Genomic DNA, 14,347 nt, shown 5'->3' on the forward strand with positions numbered 1-14,347 from the left:
GAGATGGTTATGCCGGGCGATAACATTCAGATGAGTGTTACGCTGATTCACCCGGTAGCGATGGAAGACGGTCTGCGCTTTGCGATTCGTGAAGGTGGCCGTACCGTTGGTGCTGGCGTGGTAGCCAAAATCATCGAGTAATCCTGGCATTAAGCGATGTGAAGAAGGCCGCAATAGCGGCCTTTTTTGTATCTGCAGCAATCACGACCCCTGAGGCTTTGGGCGAAAAGGATGGTCGGTCTGTAGTGTGCAATGGCGTTTTTAGGGCATTTGTGTTATCTATGCAACTTCTGAGGTCGGCGCCAAATCGGTCCCTTGCATGCCAGCATGCAACCAAAACAAGCCGCTGAAAAAGGTAGATGAATGAGCAGTCGAGATCGCGCGGGAAAGCCGAAAAAAGTCACAATGAAGGACGTCGCCACTATGGCAGGGGTGTCCATTATGACTGTTTCCCGGGTGCTCAATAACGACAAAGTCTCAGAGTCCACCTACGAGCGGGTGATGGAGGCGGTGACCAAGCTCAATTACCGTCTGAACGTCTCGGCCCGCAGCTTGTCCGGCTCGCAGTCTTACCTGCTCGGTTTTTTCTACGACAATTCCATTGGCAGCTATATCAGTCAGTATCTGATCGGGGTGTTACAGCGCTGCAATGAGCTAGGCTATCACCTGGTGCTTGAGTCGTGCGGCTTTGGTGCCGATAACGTGGAGGAGATCATCAGCGAGCTCACCAGCCGCTATATGCTCGATGGCATTATTCTGCCGCCACCTCTGAGTGAATATTTACCCCTGCTTGACGCACTGGACGAAGCGGGTTTGCGTTACGTCAGAGTTGGGCCCGGGCTGGAGCTGGATCGCTCTGCCTATGTGTCGATTGATGACTACAAGGCGACCTACGAGATGACCGAGCACCTTATCAAAGAAGGGCACCGGAACATTGGGTTTATCAAGGGTGATTGCCATCAGGGGGTTGCCGCCAACCGGTTTCGTGGGTTTAGCGACGCCTTGGCCCATTATGGCATCTCTATGGAGGAGGCCGTGGTGGCGGAGGGCGACTTTAATTTCAACGGTGGCATGACCGCCAGTGAGGAAATTCTTAGCTCCGGTAAGCCTGTTACGGCCATTTTTGCCAGTAACGATGACATGGCCAGTGCGGTTATCGCCTCAGTGCACAAGCGCGGCTTGAGGGTGCCGGAAGACATTGCTGTTGCCGGTTTTGACGATACCTCTATTGCCCGGACCATCTGGCCTCAGTTGACGACGGTCAAGCAGCCCATCGATCAGATGTCGGCCGATTCGGTGGATCTGCTGATAGAGGCCATTAAGGCCGACAGCATCCTAGGCATCAAGCTCAATAAGCGCGCTATCCTGCCGCACTCTATCGTCGTTCGCGGCTCCACCCGCCCACTGGATAAATAAATCCGCTCTCTGGGCCTAAGGTTGACGGCATTACTTTTTGTTGTTATGTTATCGTTAACGGTAACGTAATCGGTTTGTGGTTATACGCCGTTCGGCGGCCTAGAGAAGATATGGGCTCTTCGGCGCCGCCGGGTACGAAGTTCGTTTATACATGAGCAACTTTGTTAGATAGCGTGCACTTTAGCGGGCCGGTTCGGCCCGCTTTTTTTATCTGCCAGTCGCAGATCGGCGTCGAGTGGGTTAAGCTCAGAGCTTAGGTCGGTTTTGGCGACAGGGAACCATGCGCGAGCTAATCAACAGACTTTTTTCCCCAATGGTGCTGGCGATCCTGGCGCTTATAGCCCTTATTGTTTACACCGTTTGGCAGCAGCATGCCGCGCAAGTAACCTCGGCGCCGGAGGTCAGCGATGGCAAAGTACAGGTGCCGGCCGGCCATGCTGACAAGCTGGCACTGAAAGGCTACTGGCGTTTTTACTGGCAGGAGCTGCTGGCCCCAGAGCAATTGCATGGCGATTACCAGCTCGCCTGGCTTCCCGCCCGCTGGAACCAGCCGCTTAAAGGCGGCGAGCCCCTGCCGGGTAATGGCTATGCCACTTATGTGGCCGATATCTACTTCGAAGAGCCACCCAAGGGGCTGGGCCTGCGTCTGCCCACCCTCTACCGCTCGGCAAAGCTTTGGGCAAACGGCGAGCCTCTGGTCTCTGTTGGTCGCCCCGGTACGAGTTTGGAAGAAGAAGTTCCCCGCGACGAGATCAAGCTGGTTCGACTCGGTGATGACATAGGCCATCACTTGCAGCTGGTGGTGCAGGTGTCGAGCTTTCATCATGTCGATGGTGGCATTCACCACCCAATTGTCATCGACCGCTGGGAGCAGTTGGTGAGCGCCGAGAAATGGCGCGTGCTGCGTGGCATTTTTTTGATGTCCTCGACCTTAACACTGGCGATTTACCTGCTGGTTATGTGGGGGAATGCGCACGCCGGTCGTGAGTATCTGTACCTCGGCTTGGGGCTTTTTTGGTACAGCGTGCGTATCTTTGGTACGGAAAAGCTGATTTATTATCTGTTTCCCGACTTTTCGGTGCTCTGGTTAATGCGCGCCGAATACTACGGGATGTTTCTCTGTATCCCGGCTTACATGCTGTTCATTCAGGCCTTGTATCCGCGGGATATTCACTACTGGGTGATTCGCGGCTTCTGGTACGCGGGTGTGGCCGCATCGGTGATAACAACCTTGGTTGGCACTCGCTGGTTTTCCATGTTGCGAGACCCGTTTGAAGCGCTCTGTGTGGTCTACTTTGTCTATTTTATTGGCTGTCTGATTTTGATTGTCTGGCGTCGCCGACCATGGAGTGCGTTGGTGAGTTTTCTGGGCGGAGTCATAGCGCTGCTGTTTGTGAATGAGGTGCTCTATTACCGGGAAGTGGTGAGTGTGCACCTGACCCCATGGGTCTACGTGTTTGTGGCCCTGACCAGTATTATCTTTCTGGGTCAGCGGCTCAATGCGCTATTGTCCATAGAGTCTGAGCAGAAAAGCTACCTGCAAAAGGCAGTCGACCAGAGAACCCAGGAGTTACAAAAGCGCCTGGAGGAGCTCGATGAGGCCAGACGTCACGCTCTTGAGCTGGCACAAAAGCGCAGCGAGTTCATGGCTGTGCTAAGCCATGAAATACGCACACCGCTATCGGGCATGTTAGGGGCAATGCGGTTAATTGGGCGCAGCAACACGGGCGATAAGCAGCTTATTGGCCACGCCATTGAGGCGGGCGAGTCACTGCTTACCGTGGTGAATGACTCGCTTGATGTCAGCCGTCGCAGCTCCCTGGGCAAATCACCAGGCGGCCGGATTCATGTCGAGCGGTTGTTCCGCTCTGTGACAGAGCTGATGGCGATCACCGCCGCCGAAAAGGGCTTGGCACTGGAGCTCGATCTGGACTCCGGGGCCAAAGGGGATGTATGGATTCAAAGCGACCCGCAGAAGATTCGCCAGATAGTGACCAACTTGCTGCACAACGCCATTAAGTTCACCGATCTCGGTGAGGTGGATCTCAAGGTGTCGCTCTCGCAGTGGCGCTCTTCAATTTCAGCAGAAAAAGGGCGTCACGCCTCCCTCACCCTTGAGGTGACTGATACCGGTATAGGCATTGATGAGCAAGACCAGACGAGTGTTTTTGAAGAGTACGTGCAAGTGGGCGGCGGTGGGGGCGCGGCCGGCGCGGGCCTTGGTCTCGCTATTACCCGAACCTTGGTGGAGGAGATGGGCGGCAGTATTGAGCTGCAGTCCACACCCGGTATTGGCTCTAGTTTTACCGTGGTTTTGCCGGTGGTAGTCGTCGAGCCCGAAGCGATGGGGCCGGATGCTGTGCGCGCCGCAACGCCGGTGGAGCCGGTGAAAGGGCTGCGTGTCCTGGTGGTCGAAGACGACCAGGTCAACCGGACTATCGTCGTACAGCTGCTGGAAACCGACGAGCACGCCGTCTCAGCCACAGAGCACCCGCTCAAGGCGCTTCAGTATTTACAGGGTTATCCCTACCAGCTGTGTCTGTTCGATATCCGCTTGCCGGACATGGATGGCATAGAGTTGCTAGAGCGTGCCCGCGCACTCGTGGGCGGGAGGGGTCCATTGTTTGTGGCCTTAACGGCTAATACCAGTGAAGGCGATGTGGCCCGCTATCGCGCAGCAGGTTTTGATTATGTGATTGAAAAGCCCGTGGACAAGGCCCACTTGCGCTTTGTGCTGGCCCGCGCCCTGACCGGCAAGGTGAGCAGTGATATTTTCTTCCTGCATAACGACATGGCCACAGGGCCGGGCCAGCTGCTGGTCGATCGCCGCCTGTGGCAGAATATCGTGGAAGACCTCGGCACGGAAAAGGCGCGCCAGCTGCTGAGCGATGCCCAGGATTCATTGCAGCAGTCGCTCACCGAGCTGGAGGTGGCGCTGGGCAAAGGCAATCTACGCGACATTAGCGAGTGCGCCCACAAAATCAAGAGCGCTTCCAAGTCGGTGGGTATGGTCAGTGTGGCGACCATTGCCCATCACATAGAGTCAGACCCCAGCAGAGCATTCAGCGCCTTGGCCAACCTGGGCAATATGGTTGAAACCTCCTTTGAACAGCTGCGGGCTTAGGGGATAATAGCGCCAATGGACCCGCAAACTCCCAAAATTCTAGTGGTGGAAGACGAGCTGACCGCCCGGCACCTTCTGGTGGGCTACCTGGAGGAGCAGGGCTGGACCGTGGACACCTTGCGTGACGGCCGCCATGTGGTGGCGGCTGTGCTCGAACACGACTATGACCTTATTTTTCTCGATATCCGGCTGCCTGGCGGCGACGGTTTGAGCATTTGCCGCGAGGTGCGCGCTCAGCACCCGGCCGGTATCATTTTTACCACTGCCTTGGACGATCCAGTAGAGCGCATCGTCGGTTTGGAGTCCGGGGCGGATGCCTACTACTCCAAACCCCTGCCCATGCGTGAGATGATCGCCGGTAGCAAGGCGCTGTTGCGCCGGGTGCAGCAGATCAAGCAATTAAGCCGCAGCACCATGGCCGTGCAGGCAAGGCGCTATCTGTTCAGTGGTTGGCACGTAGATGGCGCCCGGCAGCTGGTGGTCGGTGATGGCGAGGTCTCCCTAAGCCACAATGAGTCAGTGGTGTTGCTGGCGCTGTGCGAATCGGCGGGCAAGCCGGTACGGCGCGATACGCTGATGAAATCGTTAGGAAAGTCTGACTGGCTGCCCTTTGACCGCACCTTGGATGTGCTGATTGGCCGGCTGCGAAGCAAGTTGCGTCAGGTCGTGCCCGACGGCGCCAACCTCATCTGCGCCCAGTACGGTAAAGGCTATATGTTGAATGCCGTGCTCTTGGAAAGCACCCCCTAGGACTTTTAGCCTTCTCTCCGAAATGTAACATTTTCTTACATTTGTTGCATTTGCCTGTATATCTTTGCGAAATCTGTCACAGAAAATCTGTTAGTCTTTGTAAAGCGCCTGCATTCAATGGGGGGTGGGCGCGAGGGTGATTATTTCGGAGAATTATTATGAAAATCCAACAAAAAATGAAGCAGCTCGGCCAGGGCATGACCGAGTACATTATTATCGTAGCGCTGATTGCCATCGCGGCCATCACCGTTTACAACCTCTTTGGTGACACCGTACGTAACCAAGTGGGTGATATGGCGGCAGAACTGGGTGGTGGCGACTCAACCAACGAGGCGCAAGGCACTGGTACTGCTGCGCAAGGCGAAGGTGCTGCCGACTACGGTCTGGACGACTTTACCCAAGACGACACCTGATACCTGGGCTCTCGCCGAGCTCTACGTTCATAGATGAATTCCATCAGGTCCGAAAAAGGGCAGGCCTTTATATTTGGCCTGCTCTTTCTTGCCGTCGTGGTGATGGCGCTGCTGATCCTGTACAACCAGGGTCAGTTGGTGTCAAACCGTGTTCAGCTTGAGAACGCGGCGGACGCGACTGTCTACTCCCAGGCTAAGCTTGCAGCCCGCAACCAGAATTTTATTGCCTACACCAACCGCGCCATGGTGGCCAATGAGGTCTCCATAGGGCAAATGGTGTCTCTGTTGTCCTGGGCGAAACATTACAAGCAAGTCCAGGCTTTCACTTCCTACCCGCTGTATCGCTTTCCAGTGGCGCCGCCATCGCCAACGACCTTTGCTGACATCCTCAATGCAACGACTATACCCTATCGCGTGATGGGCGAGGCTGTATCCGCAGCGGCAAAGCCCATGGTCGAGGTGTGGCCTACCGTGGTGTCTTACTTCAATAGTACACTTGGCGTTTTTCAGAAAATGTTCGCCTTGGCTACTCTGGCTGCGCAGGTAGAGGTAGGTATGGGGGTGGTGGAGGATCATGAGGATGATCCTGATGATCCCAATATGTATATACCTGTAGTGGGTTGGTACTTTTTTACGCAAAATGCTCTTTTAACTTACTTTGGTGAAAACTTTAGCCCCACTAACCTCGCCGACTTGGTGGGGGATGCGACGGCAGACAAGGACTGGTCGGCAGACGCGGAAGATTTGTCGCGGGATTTTCTCGGCGGCCAGGTGGGCGAGCTGGAAAATATGATTAACGATAACTCGCCCGGGTTATCGCGTAAAAAGTCAAAGAATACCAGTGGCGGCGCCAATTCCAATGTGAATACTGGCGAGCAAGCCGAGGCCAATGCTATTGAGGCCTACCAGCGCTACATGGCAATCGTCAATCGCAATCGCGCCAGTTTTACTGAAGATCGCCACTGGCAGTTGTGGGCGGAAATACCGGACATCATCCCCGAAATTACTTTATCCCTCGGGATTATTACGCTGACCATTGATTTGGACTTCTCCATCGGCGGCGGGATCAAAAACGATGGCGGTACCGTATATATGTCAAACGATCCGCTAGAGGCGGATTCGGATATTGCCAAGCTCAACTGGTCGGCAATCGATGTTCTGTCTTTTGGCCTGGAATTCGATATTGGTCTATTTGTCGAGATAGAGCTGTGCCTGCCGATTGTTGGCTGCGACTCCTGGACATTGCTGGATTTTAATTTTGTCTTGCCCATTGGCTTTCCGCTTGCGGGCGCCACTCATCAGGTGGTGAGTGCCAACTCTCACGCAAAAAGGGTGCTTTCAGACTGGGGCTTACCCTTCAATAACGACACAGGTAAGTACGGCGGAGACTCAGAGGACCCGGACAATAACGGTGCCTTTGATGGTTTTCATCTGCAAACCCTGGCCTGGGGGCAAGCGTCTCCCAGCTTGTTGCCCGGTATGTATGGGTTGAGAACATCCCAGGATGTCACCGACAGTTACGCTGGGCCCCCTTCATTTTTCAGCCTTGGAGGAAGTTTTCAGGAATCCGGCAAAAGCTACGAGTTCACAACAGCTCTGGCAAAGAGTTTGGATGATGTGCAGACCTCAGATAATGACAGCCTCGGCATCGATTCGAATGACGAAAGTTGGGATGATGGCAGCATCCAGTACACCAATTTTGATGTCAAAACACGCTCGCGCGCAGAGGGAGACGATTTCGCGGCGGACTACCAGCAATTTATATGGAACGATGATCGGCCGATGATGACGGTCAGCTCCGCCGAAACCTATTTTGCCAACCCCATGCAGGCGCTGAGTGACGGAAGTGCGGAGCCTGCGAGTCTGTTCAGCCCGTTCTGGGATGCCCGTCTAAGGGAGCCAAGTGCCATCGCTATTCTCATTGCGACTGGCGAGATTGACTTTGAAGATATGTTTGAAGGTCTGAGTAACACAGCGGTCGGCATGGTGGATTGGCTGCTTAATGCCATCGGTGACCGTCTCGTGGATACTGGTGTGGAGTATCTGGTCGATCAGCTGGACCCGCCGTGGGGAACCTTGGTGGAGGGCCCGATACACGACGGCGCCAGTCAAGTGAAAGATATTGCCGTGGATGCTGTAGTTGATGAGCTGGAGGAGTTTTTGCCATGAGCAGTCCTCAGTCGATCCGAAGAATGAAGCGCAGCCGTGGCCAGGCAATGACAGAATTTGTGGTCAGTGTCGGTTTTATTTTTCTTGTGCTGTTCGTGGTGGTTCCAACCTTTGGCAAAATCATTGATATTAAATTGCAAAATCAGCAGGCCGCTCGCTACGTTGCATGGGAGCGAACCGTGTGGTTGCGGGATATGAATGCCTGGAATTCAACGGGTAACAACAATACCGAAGACTTTGTTATTAGCGCCGATGAGTTTGAGAGCATTGCTTTAAGGGGCGATGATGCGTTGGTCAACACGGTCAATAATCGCTTCTTCAGCGGTAATGGCGCCGCCGCCATCAAGCCGATTCTCTCTTCCGACGTGGATGCCGGGGGCGGCGATACGAGCCCACTTTGGACCTATCATCAATCTGGACAGACGATGTTTGAAGGGGTTGAGGTACTTAACACCAATGAGCAGGATACCCCGAGCGTGGCTTATGATGTCTTGGATATTCTGGAGACAGGTTTAGATGCTATTACAACGCCGATTGAATTTATGCTCAATGCGATTGGCGGCGACAACCCCGACCTGCTGCAGCTCGACTATAATCTGAATGGTTACTTTAGCCCTACGGTGCGAACGTCGTTGAATGCGGGCAACGCCAAAGGTGGCGGCGGTGGTGTATGGGACCGCGACAGTAGCGGCTGGGGCGGAGGTATTGAGGATGCGATCTTCCAGAACTGGGACGGCCGCTTTACAGCAAATTCCGCAATTCTTGCAGACGGTTGGAATGCTCAGAGTGTGGGTTACTACGCCGACAGGGTGGATAACTTCGTCCCGAGTACGGTGTTTGATAACGCTCTTTTTGACGTTTTAAAAACCGCAGCCAGCATTCTTGAGGCGGGCCCTGATAACAGTGCTATTTATCGCCTGGATTTTGGTGATATCGGGGTTGAGCCCATGCCGCAGGGTGACCCAACATGTGACGATGGACATTGTTATTTCGATGAGTAAAGTACTAAAACTGTGCGTCTTGATAACCTTACTGGTTGGAGTCCAGGCTACAGCGGACTGTGACTTTTCCGACTTTCCGACTATGGCGGAAATGAAAGTCAGCGCTTTAATGAACGACGCACAGTACAACAATAGGCCGATGATGGTGCGCTCGTTCAGCGCAGGTACGTCTATAGATTCGGTCGTCGGCTTTTACCGGCGTCAGTGGGATGATCGTTATGCGGAGAGCAAGTTTGGCCCTTGGCAGCAAATCAGCACTCTGGAGAGCGATTGTTTTTTTACGGTTCAGTACGCAGGTGCTGGTGAGGGCGCTTTTGGCCGCTTGCTCATTAGTATGGTACCTGAAAGCGAGAGTAATGCTGTGCTCGGCGTTGGCGTTATAAAGCCAGGGGATGCTTTGGTTGTGTCTGATTTGTTGACCGATGATGGCCCTAAGGCAGGACGCGTGACGGTTATTACCAGTGAGCAGTCAGTTTCTGAACTGGTCAATTTTTACCGTACTGAGATGGCTATGGATAGCTGGTCTCTGGAGCAGAGTTTTAGTGAAGGCGGCGGTTCCGTATTGGTGTTTCGCAAAGGTGTGGATGAAAGCAACATTGTCATTATGCCCGCCGGTGATGCCAGTCAAATCCTGATCAATGAGACGGAGATCAACTGATGCTAAGCCGAACCCGGGCGCAAAGCCGTTGGTGGCAGCTTGGTCAATCGATGGCCGAGTATCTGGTTGTTATGGCTGCTCTTGTTGGTGGGCTGCTGGTGGCGAATCGCGGAGCCTGCCCTGATCACTACGAGGACTGTATTGAATACCTCCTTACCGTTATGCACGATAACTACGATGGCTACTCTGCATCCATTTCAGCCGTTCATGAGTACGCGGACGATTACGAGGTCGCCGAAGCTCCTGCAAGCTCTGATGGGGATGGCTCTGATGATGGAGGCGACGGCGGTGGCAGTGCTGGGGGCGGTGGTTCAACAGAGCCTGAAGCGGCGATCAGCCAATCCACCATTCTTACTTCGAATGGTGGGTTCACCAATTTGGGCGAATACGATCCCTCCACAGGCCTTGTGACTCAAAATGGCGAAGTGGTGGGGAGCTACGATAGCGATACAGGAGTGTTCGAAGCGGTTGATGGAGGAACGACGACTAACGTTGAGCAGGTCGACGTTATAACCGATGAAGACGGAAACATCCTGCAACGAGAGGCGGTCAGCGATTGTGGTGACCCCCCAGGCATTTATGGTTTTGGGTACGAAAGCCAGGCAAACGGGAATTTCTATGATTCACTTCAGTTTAATGAGATGGACATTGACGGTTTTTGCACCGAAACAGCCTACAAGGTGCGAGATCGCCAAGGTAACGAAGATGGAGGTCGCATCGTCGATGGCTACTACTATGCTGTTTCTACTACGCCAGATAGCTTCCTCTCTACCGGAGTGAAAGAGCCGGACGGCGAGGTAGTGTTTTTTGACCTTGGCGGAGGAGTGACTCACTGTGCGGTGATGGCCGCCGGCTGGGACAGCGGTATCGATACTGATGATCTATCAGACGAAGAGATCTATGCTGAGCAGCTAGCGCTACTGCTTGAGCCAGATGAAGAAGAGACAACGGTTATCGGCAGTATGGATGCTGAGCACTATACCGAACAGGTATATATAAATGGTGAGCCTGCAGCGTCAAACGACTGCGTGTCAAACCGGGTGATCACAGCGCCATAAAAGAGTGTTTGAGCTTGAAGGGGCTGAGGGTGTCGGCCACTTCTTAGAACTGTAACTTGGGGAATACAATGAAACAAATGTCTGGCTCGCGCCTCTTTATGATCGCGGTGGTCTGCGGGATTGTGGCTGCTTTTTTGACAGTCTATTACCTGAAATCTGTTGAAGAGAAATACCGCCGCGCTAATCAGCCAGAGCGGGTTGAAACCGTGGCCGTAGTTGTCCCTAAAAGAGATTTGAACAAAGGCGACTCCATAACCTTGGATTCAATTGGTAAGTTAGACGTCCCCAGAAAATTCCTGCCATCAAATTTTGTTCCTGCGTCCGACTATAAAAAGATACTGAATCGAACTATCGCCTCGCCCATGAGGGCTGGTCGAGTGATGACCGTTGAGTCAATTACCGGCACAAAGGCAGAGACCTTTTCCGAGACGGTTGATTTAGGTCGGCGAGCATTTAGTGTCAAAGTAAATCAAGTAGACTCTTTCGATGGTTTGCTTCGCCCCGGTGACTCGATAGATCTGATGGGGCAATTTGACCTTGAAGACCTGGGCTTTGCCGAGGCAGGTCAGCAGCAGGTTAACGAAGTGGTGATGCCGGTTTTGGAAAACGTTGTTGTCCTCTCTGCGGGTCGAGAGGATCATACCGGTCGTCGCTATGAGCGTACGCGTCAGCAAAACTCCGTTGACGGCTTCAATATGGAATTCACTATCATAACGCTGAATTTGACACCTAGGCAGGTTGCTCGTGTCCAGTTGGCAGAGGCCACAGGCGATATGTTTGCTGTGCTTCGCCACCCCGAAGATACCACAGTCTCTGAGTACGATTTTATCCGCGCTGATGTGTTGCTGTCGCCTGAGCCTGAAGCTGTAGTCGATGTGGTGTTGGATGAGAACGGCAAACCGATTGGGCGCGTTATCGGTGACAATATCGTCGATGCTAACGGCAACATCATCGGTAAGGTGGTTGACGGTAAAGCAGTGGGTTTTGATGGTAAGCCACTCGGTACGATTGTTGAGAACGTCAGTGAAGATGATCCCTTGCTGCGTGTGCGAGAACGTGCGGACATTGTGCGCGACGCCAACGGCAATGTGCTTGGTAAGGTCGTTGATGGTCAGATTATTGATCGCGACGGTAACGTGATTGGTCGTGTTGATGAAAGTGGCCGCGCCATTGGCCTCGACGGAAAAGTCATTGGGACCGTGCAGAAGAATGCTGCTCTGGACGCTCAGGGCAACGTCATCGATCTACGTGAGTCATCCATGCCCCAAGGGCGATCTGAGGTGGCTCAGGTGGTGCGCGACAAAGACGGCAACGTGATCGGTCGGGTGGTTGATGGAAAGATTGTCGATACCAATGGCAAGGTAATAGGCCGGGTGGACGAGAGCGGCAGGGCAGTGGGCTTGAGCGGGGAGACGCTTGGCACCGTAGAAGAGGCCGTGTTAGACCGTGACGGCAATGTGGTCGGGCAAGTCAAAGAGGTGGTGCGCGACTCCAGTGGCCGGGTGGTCGGTGAGGTTCAGGAGGTCGTCCGCGATGCCAATGGCAATGTGATCGGTCGGGTGGTTAACGGTCAGCTTGTCGATAAAGATGGCAAAGTCATTGGCAAGGTGAATAAAGACGGCACGGTGACCGGCCTGGACGGTAAAACGCTTGGCAAGGTTGAAAAGGTGGTCGTCGATAAAACTGGCAAGGTTGTCGGTACTGTCGATAAATCCGGCAAGGCCGTGGGCCTTAATGGCGAGGTTCTGGGCCGTGCTGAAAAGGTAATGCTCGATCGCAATGGCAATGTGATGGGCAGCGTTGAGGAAGTGGTTCGGGACTCCAGCGGTAACATTATTGGTAAGGTTGAAGAGGTGGTTCGCGACGCCGACGGTAACGTCATCGGCCGAGTAGTAAACGGACAGGTGGTCGATGACGACGGCAATATCATCGGCTCAGTGAATGATGATGGTTCTGTGACCGGCCTGAATGGAGAGATTCTCGGTCAGGTAGAGAAGGCGGTGGTCGATAGTCAGGGAAATATTGTTGGCCGCGTCAATGAGGATGGCACAGTCGTTGACAATGACGGGCGCGTCATCGGCACCGTTGAGCAGGCGGTTATTGGTGCCGACGGGCAAGAGGTGGGCGAACAAGCACAGGTGGTCAGAGACAAAGATGGAAATATTATAGGTCGGCTCGTGGATGGCAAAGTAATAGACGCTGAAGGCAATGTGGTTGGTGAGCTGCGCGATGGGCAGATCGTTGATAGCAGTGGAAGAGTCATTGCGTCTGAGGTGGCGGTTACGACAGAAGACCGTGGTGCGGTCGCCACGGAGCTCAGAGAGACGAATGCCGCCAAAATTACCCGGCAGGTGGATTACATTGAGTTTATTCCTGGCGGTAGCGGTGAAGAGGGCATAGTGCCAGTCAACCGCGTGCGCTTGCAATAAAGGCCCGATCACAAAGATTACGACGATGGATAATATCGCTATGAAAATTCGATTTTTATTGGGGGGAGTGATCGCGCTGCTTGCGGTCCAAGTTCATGGAAGGGTGCTGCCAGAGGAGATCCAGCTTTATGCCGGTGAATCCAGGGTGATAGAGGCACCTAATGTGACTCGGATTTCCGTGGGCAAAACCGGCTTTGTCGGCTACACCATGCTAAAAACGGGAGAGGTCATTCTTTCGGCGGACTCGGTGGGTGAGACCAATATGCAAGTGTGGTTTGCCGATGGTTCTCGCGAAGAGGTGGGTATCTCCGTGATTGAGGCGTTCAGCAGCAGTAGGGAGCTGGGTGAAATTCGCCACCTCATTGGGGATATTCCCGGCATTGAGATTAAAACAGCCGGTCGGCACGTTGTGGTGGACGGCGTGCTGGAAGCCAGGGATATGGAGAAAGTCGAAACTGTCGCGGAGCTGTATGAAGATTTGACCATTCTTGCCCGCACCGTGGACGAGTTCGAGCAGAAGATGATTTACTTTGATGTTCAGATTGCCGAATTCGACCGCAGTAGAACAGAAGAGCTTGGCATCAATTGGCAAAAGAGCTTCTCTGGTCCATCGCTACGTTATGGCAATACTTGGGCGGCGGCTGGGTCGGGTTTGTACGCTTGGGAGGAAGAAGATCTTCCTGATGGCTATGGGTATGCCACTGGTACTCGCGCTGTTTTGTTCGGTATTGCTACAGAAATCACGTCGATGATTGACCTACTTGAACAAACGGGCTCGGCAATTGTGTTGTCAAAACCGCGTCTGAGTGCAAGAAGTGGAGGTGAGGCTGGACTTACAGTCGGTGGAGAGGTACCAGTCATTACCAGCTCTCTGAGCGGTTCGAGTGTCGAATACAAAGACTACGGGGTGATTTTGAGCATCCTTCCTAAATTGGACTTGTACGGAAACATCTCAGCAAGAGTCGATGTTTCGATCAGTCAGCTCGATTTGGCACAGGCAGTGGACGGCCAGCCAGCGTTTAAGAAGCGCGCCACCTCGAACGATATCAAGTTGCGCCCGGGTGACACCTTGGTGCTCTCAGGCTTGATTACGCGCGAAGAGCAGGCCACCTTGAATAAAGTGAAGTGGTTGGCTGATATACCGATTCTCGGCGCTCTGTTTAAGTCCAAAAGTTTCACCGGTGGCGAGACTGAAATGGTTATTTTTATCACCCCTCATATTCTGAGTGACCTGAAGTCGGGGCCTAATCAGGAAATTCTTAACCGCGTTGATGAGTACGTGGAAGAGCATGAAGAATACATGAAAACTGGTCTGATTGATTAAGGTGC

At 53.6% G+C, this 14,347-nt stretch carries 11 protein-coding genes; all 11 read left to right on the forward strand.

Annotation, left to right across the window (positions count from 1 at the left end; translation table 11 throughout):
• On the forward strand, positions 1-141 hold a 141-nt coding region (locus QWI16_RS00730), incomplete at its 5' end, for an EF-Tu C-terminal domain-related protein (RefSeq protein WP_502552980.1).
• Positions 142-363: 222 nt separating this feature from the next.
• Positions 364-1,416, forward strand: coding sequence for a LacI family DNA-binding transcriptional regulator (locus QWI16_RS00735; protein ID WP_302710797.1), 1,053 nt, complete (start codon positions 364-366; stop codon positions 1,414-1,416).
• A gap of 280 nt (positions 1,417-1,696) precedes the next feature.
• Complete coding sequence (locus QWI16_RS00740; protein ID WP_302710798.1) at positions 1,697-4,540, forward strand: ATP-binding protein; 2,844 nt, start codon at positions 1,697-1,699, stop codon at positions 4,538-4,540.
• A gap of 15 nt (positions 4,541-4,555) precedes the next feature.
• Positions 4,556-5,290, forward strand: a complete 735-nt coding sequence (locus tag QWI16_RS00745; protein ID WP_302710799.1) for a response regulator transcription factor — start codon at positions 4,556-4,558, stop codon at positions 5,288-5,290.
• 158 nt (positions 5,291-5,448) lie between these two features.
• Complete coding sequence (locus QWI16_RS00750) at positions 5,449-5,703, forward strand: hypothetical protein (protein WP_302710801.1); 255 nt, start codon at positions 5,449-5,451, stop codon at positions 5,701-5,703.
• Between the two features lie 33 nt (positions 5,704-5,736).
• On the forward strand, positions 5,737-7,872 hold the full coding sequence (locus QWI16_RS00755) for a pilus assembly protein TadG-related protein (protein ID WP_302710802.1): 2,136 nt from the start codon (positions 5,737-5,739) through the stop codon (positions 7,870-7,872).
• Positions 7,869-8,873, forward strand: coding sequence for a hypothetical protein (locus tag QWI16_RS00760; RefSeq protein ID WP_302710803.1), 1,005 nt, complete (start codon positions 7,869-7,871; stop codon positions 8,871-8,873). The genes QWI16_RS00755 and QWI16_RS00760 overlap by 4 nt, the downstream gene beginning before the upstream one ends.
• Complete coding sequence (locus tag QWI16_RS00765) at positions 8,848-9,531, forward strand: hypothetical protein (protein WP_502552981.1); 684 nt, start codon at positions 8,848-8,850, stop codon at positions 9,529-9,531. Before QWI16_RS00760 ends, QWI16_RS00765 begins: the two co-directional genes overlap by 26 nt.
• Positions 9,531-10,589, forward strand: a complete 1,059-nt coding sequence (locus tag QWI16_RS00770; RefSeq protein ID WP_302710806.1) for a hypothetical protein — start codon at positions 9,531-9,533, stop codon at positions 10,587-10,589. Before QWI16_RS00765 ends, QWI16_RS00770 begins: the two co-directional genes overlap by 1 nt.
• Before the next feature lie 98 nt (positions 10,590-10,687).
• On the forward strand, positions 10,688-13,018 hold the full coding sequence (cpaB, locus tag QWI16_RS00775) for a Flp pilus assembly protein CpaB (RefSeq protein ID WP_302710934.1): 2,331 nt from the start codon (positions 10,688-10,690) through the stop codon (positions 13,016-13,018).
• A gap of 25 nt (positions 13,019-13,043) precedes the next feature.
• Positions 13,044-14,342: a type II and III secretion system protein family protein gene (locus tag QWI16_RS00780; RefSeq protein WP_302710807.1), complete on the forward strand. Its 1,299-nt coding sequence runs from the start codon at positions 13,044-13,046 to the stop codon at positions 14,340-14,342.
• Positions 14,343-14,347: the final 5 nt, after the last annotated feature.

This window comes from Gilvimarinus algae (genome assembly GCF_030518215.1).
GTDB lineage: Bacteria > Pseudomonadota > Gammaproteobacteria > Pseudomonadales > Cellvibrionaceae > Gilvimarinus > Gilvimarinus algae.

What these genes read in the sequence shown, in the direction of transcription:
- QWI16_RS00735 (WP_302710797.1), top strand. Translation starts at nt 364, where the DNA reads ATGAGCAGTCGAGATCGCGCGGGAAAGCCGAAAAAAGTCACAATGAAG.
- QWI16_RS00740 (WP_302710798.1), top strand. Translation starts at nt 1,697, where the DNA reads ATGCGCGAGCTAATCAACAGACTTTTTTCCCCAATGGTGCTGGCGATC.
- QWI16_RS00745 (WP_302710799.1), top strand. Translation starts at nt 4,556, where the DNA reads ATGGACCCGCAAACTCCCAAAATTCTAGTGGTGGAAGACGAGCTGACC.
- QWI16_RS00750 (WP_302710801.1), top strand. Translation starts at nt 5,449, where the DNA reads ATGAAAATCCAACAAAAAATGAAGCAGCTCGGCCAGGGCATGACCGAG.
- QWI16_RS00755 (WP_302710802.1), top strand. Translation starts at nt 5,737, where the DNA reads ATGAATTCCATCAGGTCCGAAAAAGGGCAGGCCTTTATATTTGGCCTG.
- QWI16_RS00760 (WP_302710803.1), top strand. Translation starts at nt 7,869, where the DNA reads ATGAGCAGTCCTCAGTCGATCCGAAGAATGAAGCGCAGCCGTGGCCAG.
- QWI16_RS00765 (WP_502552981.1), top strand. Translation starts at nt 8,848, where the DNA reads ATGGACATTGTTATTTCGATGAGTAAAGTACTAAAACTGTGCGTCTTG.
- QWI16_RS00770 (WP_302710806.1), top strand. Translation starts at nt 9,531, where the DNA reads ATGCTAAGCCGAACCCGGGCGCAAAGCCGTTGGTGGCAGCTTGGTCAA.
- cpaB (WP_302710934.1), top strand. Translation starts at nt 10,688, where the DNA reads ATGATCGCGGTGGTCTGCGGGATTGTGGCTGCTTTTTTGACAGTCTAT.
- QWI16_RS00780 (WP_302710807.1), top strand. Translation starts at nt 13,044, where the DNA reads ATGGATAATATCGCTATGAAAATTCGATTTTTATTGGGGGGAGTGATC.